Below are 18,015 nucleotides of genomic sequence, written 5' to 3' on the forward strand. Positions count from 1 at the left end.
CCACGGCCATGTGGCGGCTATGTTCTTTCCCGAAACGACGTACTTTTCCGAATCTCACGTACGCCCGTTCCATGCTCTGCCCCGAATTGCCCTTCTACCGGGAGGTGACACGTGCGCCGTAGCGCGACACGGAGTGCTTTCGCTCTGACCACTGCAGGCCTGCTCGTCCTCGGCATCGCCGGCTGCTCCGAGCAGTCCGCGCCCGAACAGGAGGGCGGCGGCCAATCGAATCTGAAGATCGTCGAACAGGTGCAGATCGACCAGGCCGGCGCCGAGGTGCCTGCGGGCAACACGGGCACGCCGGCCGATCCGGCCGGTGACGGCCAGGCCCGCTGCGAGCCGGTGTCGATCGCCATGGCCGGTGCGCTCACCGGTCCCGACGCGGCGCTCGGCATCAACATCGAGCGCGGAGCGCGGCTGGCCATCGACAAGCACAACGCCGCCAACCCCAACTGCCAGGTGAACCTGCAGACCTTCGACACCCAGGGCAACGAGCAGACCGCCAGCGGTATCGCGCCGCGCATCATCAACGACGCGTCGATCCGGGCTCTCATCGGGCCTGCGTTCTCCGGCGAGACCGAGGCCACCGGCAAGCAGTTCAGCGATGCCGGGCTGGTCGCCACCACGGCCTCGGCGACCCGCGTGTCACTGTCCGAGAACGGCTGGCGCACCTTCTTCCGCGGCCTCGCCAACGACGGGGTGCAGGGGCCGGCGGTCGCGAACTACCTGAAGAACAACCTGAAGTACTCGAAAGTCTGCGTCATCGACGACAGCACGGCCTACGGCACGGGCCTGGCGGAGACGTTGCGCACCACCCTCGGGCCCGCCGCCGACGCCGGCTGCAGCGGCCAGATCAAGAAGGGCGAGAAGGACTTCTCGGCCACGGTGAACAAGGTCAGCGGCGCCTCGCCCGATGCGATCTTCTTCAGCGGCTACTACTCCGAGGCCGCACCGTTGGTGCAGCAGCTGCGCGACGGCGGCGTGACCGCGACGTTCGTCTCGGCCGACGGCACCAAGGACCAGCAGTTCGTCGACCAGGCGGGCGATTCCTCCAAGGATGCGCTGCTGTCCTGCCCGTGCGGACCCGCCCCGGCTGAGTTCGCCAAGGAGTACACCGAGAAGTTCGACGCCGAGCCAGGCACATACAGCACCGAGGGCTACGACCTGGCGACGATCCTGCTCAAGGGCATCGACGCAGGCAAGGTCGCCCGCCCGGATCTGCTGGAGCACGTCCGCACGTACAACGCCCCCGGCGTGGCGCGCAACTACCAGTGGACCCCCAACGGTGAGCTCACCACGAACCTGATCTGGATCTACAAGGTCCAGTCGTAGTCGCACGGTGACGACGGGACGCGCCCGGACCGAAAGGCTCGGGCGCGTTCCCGTGTTGCGAACCCGTCGAACAGACCTGAAAAGGAGCTCCCGCGCAGGATGATTCACGACTGCCTGGCCCAGTGCGTGATGACCGCGGCCGACATCAACTTCGATGTCGACGCGCTCCGGAGTGGCTTCCTCGGCCTCACCATCGACGGGTTGTCCTGGGGGGCGATCTACGCGCTCGTCGCGGTGGGCTACACGCTGGTGTTCGGCGTGCTGAGGCTGATCAACTTCGCCCACTCCGAGATCTTCATGCTCGGCATGTTCGGTGCCTACTTCGCGCTCGACATGGTCCTCGGCTTCCGCCCGAGCGGCAACGCCTACGCGGTCGGGATCGTCAGCACCATCTTCTATCTCATCGTCGCCGCGGTGTTCGCGATGCTGGTGTCCGGCGGCGCCGCGGTCGGCCTGGAAGCGGTCGCGTACCGGCCGCTGCGAAAACGCAATGCGCGGCCGTTGACGTTCCTCATCACCGCGATCGGGATGTCGTTCATCCTCCAGCAGTTCGTGCTGTTCATCCTGCCGCGGATCATCCCGGGCTACGGCGGCCCGAACGCACAGCAGCCGATCCGCCTGGTGGAACCCGAGATCCAGTTCAGGATCTTCGGCGCGCCCGTCACCAACATCACGCTCATCATCGTGATCGCCGCCATGGCGTTCGCGCTGCTGGCCGACACCGCCATCAACCGCACCAAGTTCGGCCGCGGGATCCGCGCCGTCGCACAGGATCCCACCACCGCGACGCTGATGGGGGTGTCGCGCGAGCGGGTGATCATGCTGACCTTCCTGATCGGCGGCCTGCTGGCCGGCGTGGCCGCGCTGCTGTACACCCTCAAGGTGCCGCAGGCGATCGTGTTCTACGGGGGATTCGTGCTCGGCATCAAGGCATTCGCGGCGGCGGTGCTCGGCGGGATCGGCAATCTGCGCGGCGCGCTGCTCGGCGGGCTGCTGCTCGGCGTGATCGAGAACTACGGCCAGGCGCTGTTCGGCACGCAGTGGCGCGACGTCATCGCGTTCGGTCTGCTGGTGCTCGTGCTGCTGATCCGGCCGACGGGCATACTCGGTGAGAGCCTGGGGAAGGCACGCGCATGACCGCCCCGACGACCGAGAAGTCGAGCACGTTGCTCGCCCCCGGCGACGCGCTGCGCCGAAGGTGGGACGATCTGCCGCGGCCCGCGAAGTGGGTGGCAGGCGTCTTCCTCTTCGGGTTCCTGGCGCTGCTGCCGCTGTTCCCGCCGCCGTTCCTCGACACGCCTGGCACCAGCCTGGGGGTGACGATGGCGCAGTTCGTGATGATCGCGCTGATCGCCGTCGGCCTCAACGTGGTCGTCGGCCAGGCGGGGTTGCTCGACCTCGGCTACGTCGGCTTCTACGCCGTCGGCGCCTACACCGTCGCCCTGCTGACCAGCCCGTCGAGCCCGTGGAACCTGATGGGCTGGAACGCCTTCTTCAACTCCGACTGGGCGTGGTTGTCGTGCGTGCCGCTGGCGATGGCGTTCACCGCGCTGTCGGGCCTGATCCTGGGCACGCCGACCCTGCGGCTGCGTGGCGACTACCTCGCGATCGTGACACTGGGCTTCGGCGAGATCATCCGCCTGGTCGCCGACAACCTGCAGAGCGTGACCAACGGCCCGCGCGGGCTCGGCGGCCTGGCATACCCCCACGTCGGTGAGCACCCCGGGTTCCCCGGGTACTTCTCCAGCGGGAACACCGCCGCCAACACCAACTCCGGCACCTGGTGGTTCTGGCTGGGCCTGATCCTGCTCGCGGCGGTGCTGCTGCTGGTGGGGAACCTGGAACGAAGCCGGGTGGGCCGGGCGTGGGTGGCGATCCGCGAGGACGAGGACGCCGCAGAGGTGATGGGCGTCAACGCCTTCAAGTTCAAACTGTGGGCCTTCGTCATCGGCGCAGGCATCGGCGGCCTGTCCGGGGCGCTCTATGCCGGCCAGGTCCAGTTCGTCTCGCCGATGAGCTTCAACATCATCAACTCGATGCTCTTCCTGTGCGCGGTGGTGCTCGGCGGGTCCGGCAACAAGCTCGGGGTCGTGTTCGGCGCGTTCGTCATCGTGTACCTGCCGAACCGGCTGATGGGCGTCGAGTTCGTGGGCGTCAACATGGACCAGCTGAAGTTCCTGTTCTTCGGACTCGCGCTGGTGGTGCTGATGATCTTCCGCCCCGAGGGGCTGTTCCCGGTGCGCCAGCAGTTGCTGGCCTACAGCAGGGCGGCCAAACGGCTGTTGCGGTCCACCGACAAGACGGAGGCGACGCCGTGACCGAACCCGCCGCCGGCGACGGCACGCTGATCGACGAGGATCTCGCTGCACTGCACCGCGAGATCAGCGTCGACGAGGGCGAGGCGCTGCTGAAGGTGCAGGACCTCACGGTCCGGTTCGGCGGGCTGGTCGCGCTCGACGCGGTGAACTTCGACATCCGGCGCGGCGAGATCCTCGGCCTCATCGGGCCCAACGGCGCGGGCAAGACCACCTGCTTCAACGCCATCACCGGCGTGTACCGCCCCAGTGCGGGAACGGTGACGTTCGACGGCGCACCGCTGGGCCGGATCAAGCGGCACCAGATAACCCGCCGCGGCATCGCCCGCACCTTCCAGAACATCCGGCTCTTCGGTGAGATGACCGCGCTGGAGAACGTCGTCGTCGGCACCGACGCCCGGCACAAGACGTCGGTGCCCGGGGCGTTGATCCGGTCACCGCGGCACCGCAGGGAGGAGCGCGACGCCGTGGAACGCGCGGCCGCACTGCTGCAGTTCGTCGGTATCGCCGCGCGCGGTGAGGAGAAGGCGAAGAACCTCCCCTACGGTGATCAGCGCCGGCTGGAGATCGCCCGCGCACTGGCCACCGAACCGAAGTTGCTGTGCCTCGACGAACCCGCCGCCGGGTTCAACCCGGGCGAGAAGTCGGCGCTGATCGAGCTGATCCAGAAGATCAGGGACGACGGCTACACCGTGCTGCTGATCGAACACGACATGCGGCTGGTCATGGGTGTCACCGACCGCATCGTGGTGCTCGAGTTCGGCCGCAAGATCGCAGACGGCCTACCGGCCGAGATCCGTGAGAACCCTGCGGTGATCGCCGCCTACCTGGGGGTGCCCGATGACGAGCTCGAATAGCGGCGACCCGATCCTCGAGCTGCGCGACGTCGCCGTCCACTACGGCAGGATCCAGGCGCTGCACGGCATCTCGCTGACCGTGCGGGAGGGTGAACTGGTCACACTGCTCGGCAGCAACGGAGCGGGCAAGACCACCACGATGCGGGCCATCTCGGGCCTGCGCCCGCTCAGCTCCGGCTCGGTCTGGTTCGAGGGCCGCGACATCTCACGGGTCAAGGCGCACAAGCGGGTCGGCCACGGACTCATCCAGGCGCCGGAGGGCCGCGGCGTGTTCCCCGGCATGACGGTCACCGAGAACCTCGAGATGGGCTGCTACGGACGCAAATTCCCCAACCGGGCGGCCCATCGCGAACGGCTGGACTGGGTGTTCGAAACCTTTCCACGGCTGGGGGAGCGGCGCGACCAGGTGGGCGGCACGCTCTCCGGAGGTGAGCAGCAGATGCTCGCAATCGGCCGGGCCCTGATGGCGCGACCGCGGGTGCTGCTGCTCGACGAGCCGTCGATGGGTCTGGCGCCGATGGTGATCTCGCAGATCTTCGGCATCATCGCCCAGATCAACTCCGAGGGCACCACCGTGCTGCTCGTCGAGCAGAACGCCCAGCAGGCGCTGAGCCGCTCGAACCGGGCCTACATCCTGGAGACCGGGGAGATCACCCGGGAGGGCAAGGCGCGCGATCTGCTCCACGACGACGCGGTGCGGGCCGCCTACCTCGGCGTCGCCTGAAACCGGCGGAGCCACGCCCGCACACCCTAAGGTGTGGTAAGCGTAGGGGCTCGTCGGTGGTGAGCGGGGGGAAATGAGTGCGGCGTGACTGAGCCGGGGGTGCGGCGGTCGCGTCGCCGGGTGACCGTGCTGGCCGCGGTCGCCTTGGCGGGGCTGCTGGTCGCAGGCGTGGTGGCTGCGGTGCGGCTGCAACCGACCCGTTTCGCGTTGGTCCCCAGGGCCGAGATCGGCATGGACGGCGCGGTTCTCGACAGGCCGGATCCGGCGCCGGGTGCGGTGGACCCGGCCGGTGACGGCAAGGCCGTGTGTGCGCTGGTGTCCATCGCCGTCGCGGGGCCGCTGACCACCGCTCGCGCGCCGACGGGGACGGGCGTCCGCGACGGGGTGCGGTTGGCCGTCGACGACCACAACGACGCCAACCCCGGCTGCCAGGTGCAGCTCAAGGAACTCGACACCGACGGCGCCGACCCGATGCCGCCCGGAGCGGGGTTGCAGATCGTCGACGACGTCTACACGATCGGGATGATCGGCCCCGCGTCGTCTGAGATCAGTGACGCGTTGCGAGACGCCCTGGCCCGCAGCGGCCTGGTCACCGTCGCCGCGTCGGCGGGCACCCACACCGCCCCGGCGGGTGGCCGCGCCGCCTTCTTCCGGGGGATTGCCGGGCTGACCGCGCAGGGCAGCGCCGTGGCGCGCTACCTGACGGGTCCTGCGAACTACCGCAGGGTCTGCGTCGCGGACGACGGGACGCCGCACGGTTCGGGTCTCGCGCAGGCGGTGACCACCGCGCTGAACCCGTCACTCGTCAGCTGCGACGGACCACAGACGTTGCGAGACAACGACATCGACGCCATCGCCGAGTCGATCGGCACGGCCGCGCCGGACGCCGTGTACTTCGGTGGTTCTGCGGCGCAGGCGGGCGAATTGTTGCAACGGCTCCGCGAGCGCGGCGTCGGCGCGGCGCTGCTCTCGGCCGCTGAGGCCGACGGTGAGGCGTTGTTCGGCTATGTCGGCGAAGACCCCGACGGAGTGTCGGTCGCGCTGCCCTACGGCCCCGACCCGGGCTGGTTCTCCGACGACTTCGCGGCCAAGTTCGACAGTGCGCCAGGCGATCTCGCCGCCGTCGGATACGACCTGGCGACCATCATGCTGCGCGGCATCGACGCCGGCATGCTGACCCGCCCGCAGATGGCCGAATGGATCCGCGGCTACGACGGCCAGGGCGTGGCGCACCGCTACCGCTGGGCGGCCGACGGCGAACTGACCGAGCCGACGGTCTGGCTCTACGACGTCGAGAAGCGCTGAGCCGCAGGGCCGTCAGCGGGCCACGATCACCGACGAGCCGTGGCCGAACAGACCCTGATTCGCCGTCACGCCGACCGTCGCACCCTCGACCTGCCGTCCGGTGGCCTGGCCCTTGAGCTGCCAGGTGAGTTCGCAGACCTGCGCGATCGCCTGGGCGGGAATGGCTTCGCCGAAGCAGGCCAGACCGCCCGACGGATTGACCGGGATCCGTCCGCCGATGGCCGTCGCGCCGCTGCGCAACAGCTGCTCGGCCTCACCCTTCGGGCACAGGCCCAGGTGTTCGTACCAGTCGAGTTCCAGTGCGGTGGACAGGTCGTACACCTCGGCGACGCTGAGGTCCTCCGGCCCGATGCCGGCCTCGGCATAGGCCGCGTCGAGGATCTGGTCCTTGAACACGCGGTCGGGCGCGGGCACCACCGCGGTGGAGTCGGTGGCGATGTCCGGAAGTTCCGGCAGGTGCTGCGGGTAGCGCGGGGTCACCGTGGACACCGCCCGCACCGAGGGCACTCCTTCGGTGGAGCCGAGGTGCTTCTCGGTGAACGCCTTGCTCGCCACGATCAGCGCCGCCGCACCGTCGGAGGTGGCGCAGATGTCGAGCAGCCGCAACGGATCGGAGACCACCGGGCTGGCCAACACGTCCTCGATCGAGGTCTCCTTGCGGAAGCGGGCATTCGGGTTCTCCAGCCCGTGCCTGGCGTTCTTCACCTTCACCGACGCGAAATCCTCGAGCGTGGCGCCGTAGAGGTCCATTCGCCGACGCGCCAGCATCGCGAAGTACACGGGGTTGGTGGCGCCGATCAGGTGGAAGCGCTGCCAGTCGGGGTCGTTGCGGCGTTCGCCGCCCACCGGCGCGAAGAAGCCCTTGGGGGTGGTGTCCGCACCGATCACCAGGGCGACGTCGCAGAACCCCGCCAGGATCTGGGCGCGCGCGCTCTGCAGGGCCTGAGATCCGCTGGCGCAGGCCGCGTAGCTCGACGACACCGGCACGCCGTTCCAGCCGAGCTTCTGGGCGAAGGTCGCACCGGACACGAAGCCGGGATAGCCGTTACGGATCGTGTCGGCGCCTGCGACCAGCTGGATCTGCGTCCAGTCCAGTCCCGACTCGGCGAGCGCGGCACGGGCCGCGACCACGCCGTACTCGGTGAAGTCGCGGCCCCATTTGCCCCAGGGGTGCATCCCGGCGCCGAGGATGTAGAGCGGCTCGGGCGCTGTTGCTGGGCTCATCAGGCGATCCTCCAGGCGTGGACGATGCGTTCGACGCCGTCGTCGTCGGTGTAGAGCGGCATGGTCGTCAGTTCCATCTGCATGCCCACCCGCAGATCGGCGGCGAGCGTGCCGTCGACCACCTTGCCGAGCACGATCAGGCCTTCGTCGGCCAGTTCGACCGCGGCCACGGCGAACGGCTCGAACGGATCCGGCGACGGATACGGCGGCGGTGGGGCGTACCGGTTCTCGGTGTAGCTCCACAGCGTGCCGCGCCGCGACAGCGGCACCTGGGCCAGGTCATCGCCGTCGCAGCCGGGGTTGGGGCAGTTACCGGAGCGGGGCGGGAACACATAGGTGCCGCACTGGTGGCACTTGCCGCCGAGCAGATAGGGAGTTCCGGACCCGTCGGTGGCGAACCAGCCGTCGACGGCCGGTTGCGTTGCTGCTTCTGACACGCGGTCAGCGTACCGACCGACCGGGCAGAACTGAAACGTGTTCCAGTTTGATCATCGCTGCGAAGTCGGGATCGGTAGCGGCCGCTCCGCTGTGGACTCGTACCGCACCGGACATTCGTCTCGGACAGCAGCGTCGGAGACCCGGGAGAGATGCGGAGACATCATGGGACTGTTCACGAAGGCCAAGCAAGCGAAACAGCAGGCGGGCACCGTGTACGTGCGCGGCGCGGGACCGGTCGACCCGGCCCTGTTCGGTGGGCCGTCGACCCGCCCGGTCGCCGTGGACGACGCGATCTGGCAGCCGATCAACGGCTTCTCTCTGCAGGACTATGCGGACCTCGCCCGCCAGGCGCAGGCCCGCGGCGTAACCGACGAGGCCGGCATGATCGCCATCGCCCAGGAGAACGGCTTCGAGCCGGCCGACACGAAGGCGGCACTCGACGGCTGGGTGCGGCGGATGGGCGAGTCGATGGCGGTGGGGCAGCGGTTCCGCACGCTGCTCGGTTACTGACTTCCGGCGTCGAGCAGGATGCGCAGCACGTCGTCCGGCTTGTCCCGCATCAGGTTGTGCTTGCCGTCGAGTTCATGGACGTTCCAGGAGTCGTCGTCGCGGACCCGTTCGTAGGACGACCGCAGCGGCGAGTCGCCGGGCCAGTCGAGGGCGTAGACGAAGTCGCGCCGACGGAACCGGCCGAGGTCGCCGGTGAGCCGGATCCGCTGCAGGAAGGACGCCAGCGGGTGTGCGGTGGCGCGCGGGTCGAAGAACGGCATCGGCGGCACCCCGTAGCCGGTGTCGTCGACGTCGAGGTACCACTCGCGTTCTTCGTCGTTGACCAGGTGCCAACAGGATTCGCCGTCGCGGGGCACCAGCGCGTCGAGGTACACCAGCGCGTCGACCCGGTCCGGGATGCGGTCGGCGACACCGGTGATCACCATGCCGCCGTAGCTGTGGCCGACGAGCACGAGGTCGTCGGCGTCGGTGTCGGCGCCCAGCGCCGTGACGACGTCGGTCACGTGGGTGTCGAGGTTGACTCCGGCGTGAGCCAGGTGGGCGCGTTCGGCGACACCGGTGAGGGTGTAGCCCAGGACACGGTGGCCGCGTCCGCGCAGGGCGTCGGTCAGGTCTTCGAAGCACCAGGCGCCGTGGCAGGCGCCGGGGATCAGCACGTAGGTGGTCATACTTCGACGGTGCGTGAGGAGCTGCTATAAGTCCAATACCAATGTGCGCGCAAAACTATAATCAACGCTTATGGAGATCCGTCAGCTCGAATACTTCGTCGCGGTGGCCGAGGAGGCCAACTTCACCCGGGCGGCCGCACGGGTGCACGTCGCCCAGCCCGCGGTGAGCGCCCAGATCGCCCGCCTCGAGCGCGAACTGGGTCAGCCGCTGTTCGACCGCACCCGCCGGGCGGTGCGGCTCACCGCGGCGGGCGAGGCGGTGCTGCCGCACGCACGTGCCGCGCTGGCCGCCGTGGCCGACGCCAGGACCGCGGTGGAGGAACTGGGCGACCTGGTCCGCGGTTCGGTGGCGATCGGCACCGTGACGGCGCACGGCGTCGACATGCCCGCCCTGCTCGCGTCTTTCCATGCGGCGCACCCGGCCGTGGAGATCACGCTCGGCACCGAGGACTCCGACGCGCTGATCGACGGCGTGCAGTCGGGGCGGCTCGACCTCGCGATCGCCTCGGTCGGCCCCGACGAGGTGCCCGCCGGCCTGGCGGTCGAGGTGGCCACGGACGAGGCGATCGAGGCGGTCGTCGGGCGCGGCGACCCGTGGTGGGGCCGCACCCGGGCCTCGGTGTCCGCGCTGGCCGCCCGGTCGCTCATCGCGCTCCCGGCCGGCACCGGCATCCGCCGCAGGCTGGACGAGGCGTGCACGGCAGCGGGCGTCGCCGCCCGGATCGCGTTCGAGGCGAGTACGCCCGTCGAACTCGCCGACCTGGCCGCACGCGGGCTCGGGGTCGCGATCGTGCCGCAGTCGGTGTCCCGGTCCCGCGACGACGTGCACCCGGTGGCGATCACGCCGCAGCTGCGCGGCCGCCTGGTGCTGGCATGGCGGGCCGGTGGTCCGATGAGCCCGGCGGCCCGCGTCCTGGTCGGCATGGCCCGGGAGCGCGTGCGTGTCGGGGGCGGTGCCTAGAGTTAGGCGGGTGAGCCCCGCCCGTACCGCCACCGACAAGAAGAAGGCCGCCGCCGCGACGGACGACAGGCCGACGTTGATGCTGCTGGACGGCAATTCGCTGGCGTACCGGGCGTTCTACGCGCTGCCCGCCGAGAACTTCAAGACCCAGGGCGGCCTGACCACCAACGCCGTCTACGGGTTCACCGCCATGCTGATCAACCTGCTGCGCGACGAGAGCCCGTCCCATGTCGCGGCCGCGTTCGACGTGTCGCGGCAGACCTTCCGCGTCGAGAAGTATCCGGAGTACAAGGCCGGTCGCTCGTCGACGCCCGACGAGTTCCGCGGTCAGATCGACATCGCCAAGGAGGTGCTCGTCGCGCTCGGCATCGCCGTGCTGGCCGAGCCGGGGTTCGAGGCGGACGACATCATCGCCACCCTGGCCACCCAGGCCGAGGCGGAGGGGCACCGGGTGCTGGTGGTCACCGGTGACCGCGACGCACTGCAACTGGTCAGTGACAACGTCACCGTGCTGTACCCGCGCAAGGGGGTCAGCGAGCTCACCCGGTTCACCCCGGAGGCCGTGCAGGAGAAGTACGGCCTGACCCCCGCGCAGTATCCGGACTTCGCCGCATTGCGGGGGGACCCCAGCGACAACCTGCCGGGCATCCCTGGCGTGGGGGAGAAGACGGCCACCAAGTGGATCGCCGAATACGGATCGCTGCAGGCGCTGGTCGACCAGGTGGACACGGTCAAGGGCAAGGTCGGCGACGCCCTGCGGGCCAACCTGTCCAGCGTGGTGCTCAACCGTGAGCTGACCGACCTGGTCAAGGACGTGCCGCTGGCCCACACCCCGGACACCCTGCGGATGCAGCCGTGGGACCGCGACCAGATCCACCGGCTCTTCGACGACCTCGAGTTCCGGGTGCTGCGCGACCGGCTGTTCGAGACCCTCGCCTCGGTCGACCCCGAGGTCGAGCACGGGTTCGACTACAACGGTCGTGCCCTGGAACCCGGTGAGCTGGCGGCCTGGCTGTCCGAGCACAGCCTGGGCAACCGCTTCGGCCTCGCCGTCGTCGGCACCCATCTGGCTTACGACGCGGACGCGACCGCGCTGGCCATCGTCGCGGCCGACGGGGAGGGCCGCTACATCGACACCGCGACACTCGATCCCGAGGACGAGGCGGCCCTGGCGTCCTGGCTCGCCGACCCCGGGCCGCCGAAGGCGCTGCACGAGGCCAAGTTGGCGATGCACGACCTGGCCGGGCGCGGCTGGACGCTGCGGGGCGTCACCTCCGACACCGCGCTGGCGGCCTACCTGGTGCGCCCGGGACAGCGCAGCTTCTCCCTCGACGATCTGTCGCTGCGGTACCTTCGCCGTGAGCTGCGGGCGGAAAACCAAGAGCAGCAACAACTCTCGCTGCTCGACGATTCCGACGGCGTCGATGACCAGGCCGTCCAGACGGTGATCCTGCGCGCTGTCGCGGTGCTCGACCTCGCGGAGGCGCTCGACGAGGAACTGGCCCGCATCGACTCCTCGTCGCTGCTCGGCCGGATGGAGCTGCCGGTGCAGCGGGTGCTGGCCGACCTCGAGCACGCCGGTATCGCGGTCGACCTCGACCAGTTGCAGCAGCTGCAGAGCGAATTCGCCGACCAGATCCGCGATGCCGCGGAGGCGGCGTACGAGGTGATCGGCAAGCAGATCAATCTCGGCTCACCCAAACAGCTGCAGACGGTGCTGTTCGACGAGCTGGAGATGCCGAAGACAAAACGCACCAAGACCGGATACACCACCGACGCCGACGCACTGCAGTCGCTGTTCGACAAGACCGGGCATCCGTTCCTGCAGCACCTGCTGACCCACCGCGACGCGACGCGGCTGAAGGTCACCGTCGACGGGCTGCTGAACTCGGTGGCCTCCGACGGGCGGATCCACACCACGTTCAACCAGACCATCGCCGCGACCGGCCGGCTGTCGTCGACGGAGCCGAACCTGCAGAACATCCCGATCCGCACGGAGGCCGGCCGGCGGATCCGCGACGCCTTCGTCGTCGGCGAGGGCTACGCGGAGCTGATGACGGCCGACTACAGCCAGATCGAGATGCGCATCATGGCGCACCTGTCCAAGGACGACGGCCTGATCGAGGCGTTCCGCACCGGCGAGGACCTGCACTCCTTCGTCGCATCCCGGGCGTTCTCGGTGCCCATCGACGAGGTCACCGCCGAACTGCGGCGGCGGGTCAAGGCGATGTCCTACGGCCTGGCCTACGGGCTGAGCGCCTACGGTCTGGCCGCTCAGCTCAAGATCTCGACCGAGGAGGCGAAAGTCCAGATGGACCAGTACTTCTCGCGGTTCGGCGGGGTGCGCGACTACCTGCAGTCCGTCGTCGACCAGGCCCGCAAGGTCGGCTACACCGAGACGGTGTTCGGCCGTCGCCGCTACCTGCCCGAACTCGACAGCAGCAACCGCAACGTCCGTGAGGCGGCGGAGCGGGCGGCGCTCAACGCCCCGATTCAGGGAAGCGCCGCAGACATCATCAAGGTCGCGATGATCGACACCGCGGCGGCGCTGGAGGAAGCCGGGCTGTCGTCGCGGATGTTGTTGCAGGTGCACGACGAGCTGCTGTTCGAGGTGGCGCCGGGCGAGCGCGACGCCGTGGAAAAGCTGGTGCGCGAGAAGATGGGCAGCGCCTATCCGCTCGACGTCCCGCTCGAGGTCTCGGTCGGATACGGCCGCAGTTGGGACGCCGCTGCGCACTAGGCGACGGGTAGCTGCTCAGCGGCGGGGCCTGCCGCCCATCGCGCGGTAGCCCGCCATCGTGTGCAGCACCGGTGCGCCCGCCCGCGCGGCGCCGACCCAGTAGGCCTCCTCGTTCTGCAGCGCGAACACCCGCGGATCGCCGAAGCCGCGGTCGATGCGGTCGCGCACGAACGCCAGCTCGACGACCTGTGCGGCGAAGTCCTTGACCGCTTTGCCTGCGGCGCGGCCACCGAGCCGGGACGCCTCGGTGACGGCGGACTTGCGGGCGCCGATCGACCCCAGCCAGGTCGCCTCGTTCGGTGTGACGAGTCCGGCCGCCAGCATGCCCGGCAGTTTCGCCGCGACGATCTGCTGCTCTCTGCGCCGGCTCGTCACCCCCAGCGCGATCGCCAGCGCGAAGATGGGCACCATCCAGAGCAGGTAGACCGCGAAGTAGAACTGCCAGCTCAGCAGCGAGGAGCCGTTCCACAGGGCGTGCATGAACACCGCGGCGCCGTAGCCGAGCAGGATGCAGCCGAACTTGGCGCCCGCGCCGCGCCGGTGCAGCGCGTAGTACACGCCGATCCCGAACATGGTGGTGAACAGCGAGTGCGCGAACGGCGCCATCACCAGCCGCATCGCGGCCGTGGCCAGCGAGTCGCCCAGCGATTCGCCTGCAGAGATGTAGAGGATGTCCTCCAGCCAGGTGAAGCCGGCGGCAACGATGCCCGCGTACACCAGGCAGTCGGTCAGCGAGTTCAGCTCGTTGCGCCGTCTGCCGGTCATCATGAGCAGCAGGAACGCGCCTTTGGCCGCCTCTTCGACCAGCGGTGCGCCCAACCATGTCGACACCGCGCTGGTCCCGTCCCCGCCGGGGTCGAGCACCGCCTCGAAGATCGCTCCCAGCACCAGCGACAACACCACCGCGACCGAGGCGCCCCAGAGGAACGCGAAGATCAGCAGCCGCAGCGGCTCGGGCTCCCAGCGGTCGAGCCACAGGTAGGCCAGCACCACGACCGCGATGGCGACGGTCGACATGACGAAACCGATCGCGGCGCCGACGGGGTTGAGCGCGGTCATGCCGATCACGAGCAGCCCGACCACGGTGCCGAGCAGGATGATCACGCCGATCGGCACACCGACTTTGCGGATCCGTTTCGGCAGACCGTGGTAATACGGTGGCCGGTGGTTTGCGGGCGCCCCTGGTTGCACGTCAGCAGCGTAGCCAGATGTTCCGGTGAACGGCCGCAGGCTGGACCCGGGTTTGTCCTGCGTGCGCCTAGTCGAGTAGCCTCGATAGGCACCTGTGTGCACTATCGCGGGTGCAGCACGTCCTCAACTCACAGTCCCTACTACCTAAGCTGTCCGGAGCAACCCAACAATATGCCAAGTCCCGTCGCCACCTCGCCGCAAGTAGCCGTCAACGATATCGGCTCGGCCGAGGATTTTCTCGCCGCCATCGACAAGACCATCAAATACTTCAACGATGGCGACATCGTCGAAGGGACGATCGTCAAGGTCGATCGCGACGAAGTCTTGCTCGACATCGGGTACAAGACCGAAGGTGTCATTCCTTCCCGCGAACTCTCCATCAAGCACGACGTCGACCCCAATGAGGTTGTGTCCGTCGGCGATGAGGTGGAGGCCCTGGTCCTCACCAAGGAGGACAAAGAAGGCCGCCTGATCCTGTCCAAGAAGCGCGCTCAGTACGAGCGCGCCTGGGGCACGATCGAGGAGCTCAAGGAGAAGGACGAGGCCGTCAAGGGCACCGTCATCGAGGTCGTCAAGGGCGGCCTGATCCTCGACATCGGTCTGCGCGGCTTCCTGCCCGCGTCGCTGGTCGAGATGCGTCGCGTCCGCGATCTGCAGCCGTACATCGGCAAGGAGATCGAGGCCAAGATCATCGAGCTCGACAAGAACCGCAACAACGTGGTGCTGTCCCGCCGCGCGTGGCTCGAGCAGACGCAGTCCGAGGTCCGCAGCGAGTTCCTCAACCAGCTGCAGAAGGGCGCCATCCGCAAGGGTGTGGTGTCGTCGATCGTCAACTTCGGCGCGTTCGTCGATCTCGGCGGCGTCGACGGCCTGGTGCACGTCTCCGAGCTGTCCTGGAAGCACATCGACCACCCGTCCGAGGTCGTCACGGTGGGCGACGAGGTCACCGTCGAGGTGCTCGACGTCGACATGGACCGCGAGCGGGTTTCGCTGTCGCTCAAGGCCACTCAGGAAGATCCGTGGCGCCACTTCGCCCGTACCCACGCGATCGGTCAGATCGTGCCGGGCAAGGTCACCAAGCTGGTGCCGTTCGGTGCGTTCGTCCGCGTCGAGGAGGGCATCGAGGGCCTGGTGCACATCTCCGAGCTGTCCGAGCGTCACGTCGAGGTCCCGGACCAGGTGGTCCAGGTCGGCGACGACGCGATGGTCAAGGTCATCGACATCGACCTGGAGCGTCGCCGGATCTCGCTGAGCCTCAAGCAGGCCAACGAGGACTACACCGACGAGTTCGACCCGTCGAAGTACGGCATGGCCGACAGCTACGACGACCAGGGCAACTACATCTTCCCCGAGGGCTTCGACTCCGAGACCAACGAATGGCTCGAGGGTTTCGAGAAGCAGCGTGAGGAGTGGGAGTCCCGCTACGCCGAGGCGGAGCGCAGGCACAAGATGCACACCGCGCAGATGGAGAAGTTCGCCGCTGCCGAGGCCGAGGAGGCCGCACGGCCCGCATCGGCCAACGGTTCGTCGCGTTCCGAGGGTGAGTCGGCCGGCGGTTCGCTCGCCAGCGACGCCCAGCTCGCGGCGCTTCGGGAGAAGCTCGCAGGCAACGCCTGATATAGCTGCCTGATCTGACAGACCTGTCAGAACGGCTGACGCCCCGGCTCATTCGAGCCGGGGCGTCGGTCGTCTCCGGGGCTGAATTGCTCCGGTCGCTTCCCTCCTGTTCGCGGGGTCCTGACAGACTGTCCCCGTGCTGCGAATCGGACTGACCGGCGGAATCGGTGCGGGAAAGTCGACGGTGTCGTCGACGTTCGACGAACTGGGCGGGATCGTCGTCGACGGCGACGTGATCGCGCGTGAGGTGGTCGAGCCAGGAACCGAGGGCCTGGCCGCGCTGGTCGAGGCGTTCGGCGACGGGATCCTGCGGCCCGACGGTGCGCTCGACCGCCCGGCACTTGCGGCGGTCGCCTTCAGCGACGACGAGAAGCGCAAGACCCTCAACGGGATCGTGCACCCGCTGGTCGGCAGACGACGCGAGGAACTCATCGCCGCCGCCCCCGCCGATGCGGTGATCATCGAGGACATCCCGCTGCTCGTCGAGTCGCAGATGGCGCCGATGTTCCCGCTGGTGATCATCGTGCACGCTGACGAGGACCTGCGGGTGGCCCGGCTGATCGAACACCGCGGATTCACCGAGGCCGACGCGCGGGCCAGGATCGCCGCCCAGGCGACAGAAGAACAGCGCCGCGCCGTCGCCGATGTATGGCTGGACAACTCCGGCACCGCCGACGACCTCGTCGCCCGCGCGCGGGACCTGTGGCACAACCGGATCGTCCTATTCGCGGCCAATGTCAACGCCGGGCGTTGCGCGACGGCGCAGCCGCGGCTGGTGCCCGCCGACCCGGGCTGGCCGGACCAGGCGGGTCGCATCCTGGCCCGGTTGGCCACCGCCTGCGGGCACCGCGCCGTGCGCATCGACCACATCGGCTCGACGGCGGTACCCGGCCTGGACGCCAAGGACGTCATCGACGTGCAGGTGACCGTCCCGTCGTTGGACGTCGCCGACGAGTTGCGCGACGCACTGCTGGCGGCGGGTTATCCGCGGATCGCTGCCATCTCCGAGGACACCCCGCACACCGACGATGCGTCCCTGTGGCAGAAGCGGGTTCACGCATCCGCCGACCCCGGCCGGCCGACCAATGTGCACCTGCGTGTCGACGGCCGGCCCAACCAGCGGTTCGCGCTGCTGTTCCGGGACTGGCTGCGGGCGGACGAGTCGGCGCGCGACGAGTACCTCGCACTCAAACGCCGGGTGGTGGCCGCAGCGCCGGCGAACACCGCGGACTACGCGGACGCCAAGGAGCCGTGGTTCGTCGACGCCTACCGGCGTGCCTGCGCATGGGCCGACGACACGGGCTGGCGGCCCTAGCGAGAAGGCCGCTAGAGTGCGTCCCCTCGGGCGTCGTTGACGCCCGGGCTAATTTGCCTGTTCAATGCGCGGCTAAGAGCTCTCCTGCGTAGCATCGCGGTGGGCGCTTGAGTCAGCAGGTGACACCGGATGCCGGCACATCGTGTCGCCACAGCTGGGTTCCTTGGTTCCGACTCGAGGTGCCCATCTGTGTATCTGCGTGAATTCGCTTGAAGGGGAAACTATTTTGCCGCAGTTCGCCACGCCGGAAGCGGCAGTCATGCTCAAGTTGGAGACGTCTCGGCATCCGATGCACATCGCCTCGCTGCAGATCTTCGAGCCGCCGGCCGACGCCGGCGACGACTTCACCGAGCAAATTTTCGCGAAGATGCGGGCTTGCACCGATGTGGCGACGGTCTTCACCGGTCACCCGCGGCAGACGCGTCGCGGCACCTCTGCGGTGCGGTGGTCCCATGACACGGAGATCGACCTCGACGACCACCTTGAGATGGTCCGGCTGGCCGCTCCCGGCGGGGACAGTGAGTTCTTCCGCGTGCTGTCCGGGCTGCACAGTGGCCTGCTCGATCGCACTCGCCCGCTGTGGAGGGCGACGGTCATCGGCGGCCTGGAAGGCGGGCGGTTCGCCGTGTACACCAAGACGCACCACGCGCTGCTCGACGGTGTGTCCGGCATGCGCATGCTGCGCGAGTCGCTGAGCATAGACCCCGATGACCGGGAGGTGCGGGCGTCCTGGGCCAGGCAGCCGGCGAGTCAGGCGGCACCGGCCGCGCGGCCGGTGCCGCGGAGCAGGGCGAGCAGGGCCGCCGGCACCGCCAGGG

The 18,015-nt window shown here is 68.9% G+C and carries 16 protein-coding genes; 12 read left to right on the forward strand and 4 right to left on the reverse strand.

Annotated features, from left to right (window positions below; genetic code table 11):
* Window positions 1–111 precede the first annotated feature (111 nt).
* The 6 genes from H7I41_RS24600 (at window position 112) to H7I41_RS24625 (ending at window position 6,533) form a co-directional block, all read left to right on the forward strand.
* Window positions 112–1,332 carry a branched-chain amino acid ABC transporter substrate-binding protein gene (locus H7I41_RS24600; protein ID WP_264015236.1) on the forward strand — a complete coding sequence of 407 codons (1,221 nt, stop codon included), beginning with the start codon at window positions 112–114 and terminating at the stop codon, window positions 1,330–1,332.
* Between the two features lie 99 nt (window positions 1,333–1,431).
* Window positions 1,432–2,469, forward strand: coding sequence for a branched-chain amino acid ABC transporter permease (locus H7I41_RS24605; RefSeq protein WP_264015237.1), 1,038 nt, complete (start codon window positions 1,432–1,434; stop codon window positions 2,467–2,469).
* Window positions 2,466–3,650 (forward strand): branched-chain amino acid ABC transporter permease, encoded by a 1,185-nt coding sequence (locus H7I41_RS24610; RefSeq protein ID WP_264015238.1) that lies wholly within the window; start codon window positions 2,466–2,468, stop codon window positions 3,648–3,650. Before H7I41_RS24605 ends, H7I41_RS24610 begins: the two co-directional genes overlap by 4 nt.
* Complete coding sequence (locus tag H7I41_RS24615) at window positions 3,647–4,504, forward strand: ABC transporter ATP-binding protein (protein WP_372503800.1); 858 nt, start codon at window positions 3,647–3,649, stop codon at window positions 4,502–4,504. Before H7I41_RS24610 ends, H7I41_RS24615 begins: the two co-directional genes overlap by 4 nt.
* The gene (locus H7I41_RS24620) at window positions 4,488–5,228 is read left to right on the forward strand and encodes an ABC transporter ATP-binding protein (protein ID WP_264015239.1); all 741 of its coding nucleotides are present in this window, start codon (window positions 4,488–4,490) and stop codon (window positions 5,226–5,228) included. Before H7I41_RS24615 ends, H7I41_RS24620 begins: the two co-directional genes overlap by 17 nt.
* A gap of 84 nt (window positions 5,229–5,312) precedes the next feature.
* Window positions 5,313–6,533: a branched-chain amino acid ABC transporter substrate-binding protein gene (locus H7I41_RS24625; RefSeq protein WP_264015240.1), complete on the forward strand. Its 1,221-nt coding sequence runs from the start codon at window positions 5,313–5,315 to the stop codon at window positions 6,531–6,533.
* Window positions 6,534–6,545: 12 nt separating this feature from the next.
* Here the strand turns inward: H7I41_RS24625 and H7I41_RS24630 are convergent, their stop codons facing one another.
* On the reverse strand, window positions 6,546–7,757 hold the full coding sequence (locus tag H7I41_RS24630; protein ID WP_264015241.1) for a lipid-transfer protein: 1,212 nt from the start codon (window positions 7,755–7,757) through the stop codon (window positions 6,546–6,548).
* The gene (locus tag H7I41_RS24635; protein ID WP_264015242.1) at window positions 7,757–8,194 is read right to left on the reverse strand and encodes a Zn-ribbon domain-containing OB-fold protein; all 438 of its coding nucleotides are present in this window, start codon (window positions 8,192–8,194) and stop codon (window positions 7,757–7,759) included. The genes H7I41_RS24630 and H7I41_RS24635 overlap by 1 nt, the downstream gene beginning before the upstream one ends.
* A 163-nt stretch (window positions 8,195–8,357) precedes the next feature.
* Between H7I41_RS24635 and H7I41_RS24640 the strand changes: the two genes are divergently transcribed.
* Window positions 8,358–8,705 carry a hypothetical protein gene (locus H7I41_RS24640; RefSeq protein WP_264015243.1) on the forward strand — a complete coding sequence of 116 codons (348 nt, stop codon included), beginning with the start codon at window positions 8,358–8,360 and terminating at the stop codon, window positions 8,703–8,705.
* On the opposite strand, the gene H7I41_RS24645 is transcribed toward H7I41_RS24640, so the two are convergent.
* The gene (locus tag H7I41_RS24645) at window positions 8,699–9,373 is read right to left on the reverse strand and encodes an alpha/beta fold hydrolase (RefSeq protein WP_264015244.1); all 675 of its coding nucleotides are present in this window, start codon (window positions 9,371–9,373) and stop codon (window positions 8,699–8,701) included. The two genes, H7I41_RS24640 and H7I41_RS24645, sit on opposite strands and share 7 nt — an antisense overlap.
* A 70-nt stretch (window positions 9,374–9,443) precedes the next feature.
* Between H7I41_RS24645 and H7I41_RS24650 the strand changes: the two genes are divergently transcribed.
* On the forward strand, window positions 9,444–10,334 hold the full coding sequence (locus H7I41_RS24650; RefSeq protein ID WP_264015245.1) for a LysR substrate-binding domain-containing protein: 891 nt from the start codon (window positions 9,444–9,446) through the stop codon (window positions 10,332–10,334).
* A 10-nt stretch (window positions 10,335–10,344) separates the two neighbouring features.
* Complete coding sequence (polA, locus tag H7I41_RS24655) at window positions 10,345–13,074, forward strand: DNA polymerase I (RefSeq protein ID WP_308214657.1); 2,730 nt, start codon at window positions 10,345–10,347, stop codon at window positions 13,072–13,074.
* Window positions 13,075–13,089: 15 nt separating this feature from the next.
* Here the strand turns inward: polA and H7I41_RS24660 are convergent, their stop codons facing one another.
* Window positions 13,090–14,265 carry a PrsW family intramembrane metalloprotease gene (locus H7I41_RS24660; protein ID WP_264015246.1) on the reverse strand — a complete coding sequence of 392 codons (1,176 nt, stop codon included), beginning with the start codon at window positions 14,263–14,265 and terminating at the stop codon, window positions 13,090–13,092.
* 171 nt (window positions 14,266–14,436) lie between these two features.
* On the opposite strand from H7I41_RS24660, the gene rpsA reads away from it, so the two are divergent.
* The 3 genes from rpsA to H7I41_RS24675 all read left to right on the forward strand — a co-directional run.
* Window positions 14,437–15,882: a 30S ribosomal protein S1 gene (gene rpsA / locus H7I41_RS24665; protein WP_264015247.1), complete on the forward strand. Its 1,446-nt coding sequence runs from the start codon at window positions 14,437–14,439 to the stop codon at window positions 15,880–15,882.
* 136 nt (window positions 15,883–16,018) lie between these two features.
* On the forward strand, window positions 16,019–17,197 hold the full coding sequence (gene coaE, locus H7I41_RS24670; protein ID WP_264015248.1) for a dephospho-CoA kinase: 1,179 nt from the start codon (window positions 16,019–16,021) through the stop codon (window positions 17,195–17,197).
* Between the two features lie 259 nt (window positions 17,198–17,456).
* Window positions 17,457–18,015, forward strand: a 559-nt coding sequence (locus tag H7I41_RS24675; protein WP_264015250.1) for a wax ester/triacylglycerol synthase domain-containing protein, incomplete at its 3' end; no start/stop codon positions are given.

The sequence above is a fragment of the [Mycobacterium] manitobense genome (assembly GCF_025821665.1).
GTDB classification, from domain to species: domain Bacteria; phylum Actinomycetota; class Actinomycetes; order Mycobacteriales; family Mycobacteriaceae; genus Mycobacterium; species Mycobacterium arseniciresistens.

What these genes read in the sequence shown, in the direction of transcription:
- H7I41_RS24605 (WP_264015237.1), top strand. Translation starts at nt 1,432, where the DNA reads ATGATTCACGACTGCCTGGCCCAGTGCGTGATGACCGCGGCCGACATC.
- H7I41_RS24610 (WP_264015238.1), top strand. Translation starts at nt 2,466, where the DNA reads ATGACCGCCCCGACGACCGAGAAGTCGAGCACGTTGCTCGCCCCCGGC.
- H7I41_RS24620 (WP_264015239.1), top strand. Translation starts at nt 4,488, where the DNA reads ATGACGAGCTCGAATAGCGGCGACCCGATCCTCGAGCTGCGCGACGTC.
- H7I41_RS24630 (WP_264015241.1), bottom strand. Translation starts at nt 7,757, where the DNA reads ATGAGCCCAGCAACAGCGCCCGAGCCGCTCTACATCCTCGGCGCCGGG.
- H7I41_RS24640 (WP_264015243.1), top strand. Translation starts at nt 8,358, where the DNA reads ATGGGACTGTTCACGAAGGCCAAGCAAGCGAAACAGCAGGCGGGCACC.
- H7I41_RS24645 (WP_264015244.1), bottom strand. Translation starts at nt 9,373, where the DNA reads ATGACCACCTACGTGCTGATCCCCGGCGCCTGCCACGGCGCCTGGTGC.
- H7I41_RS24650 (WP_264015245.1), top strand. Translation starts at nt 9,444, where the DNA reads ATGGAGATCCGTCAGCTCGAATACTTCGTCGCGGTGGCCGAGGAGGCC.
- rpsA (WP_264015247.1), top strand. Translation starts at nt 14,437, where the DNA reads ATGCCAAGTCCCGTCGCCACCTCGCCGCAAGTAGCCGTCAACGATATC.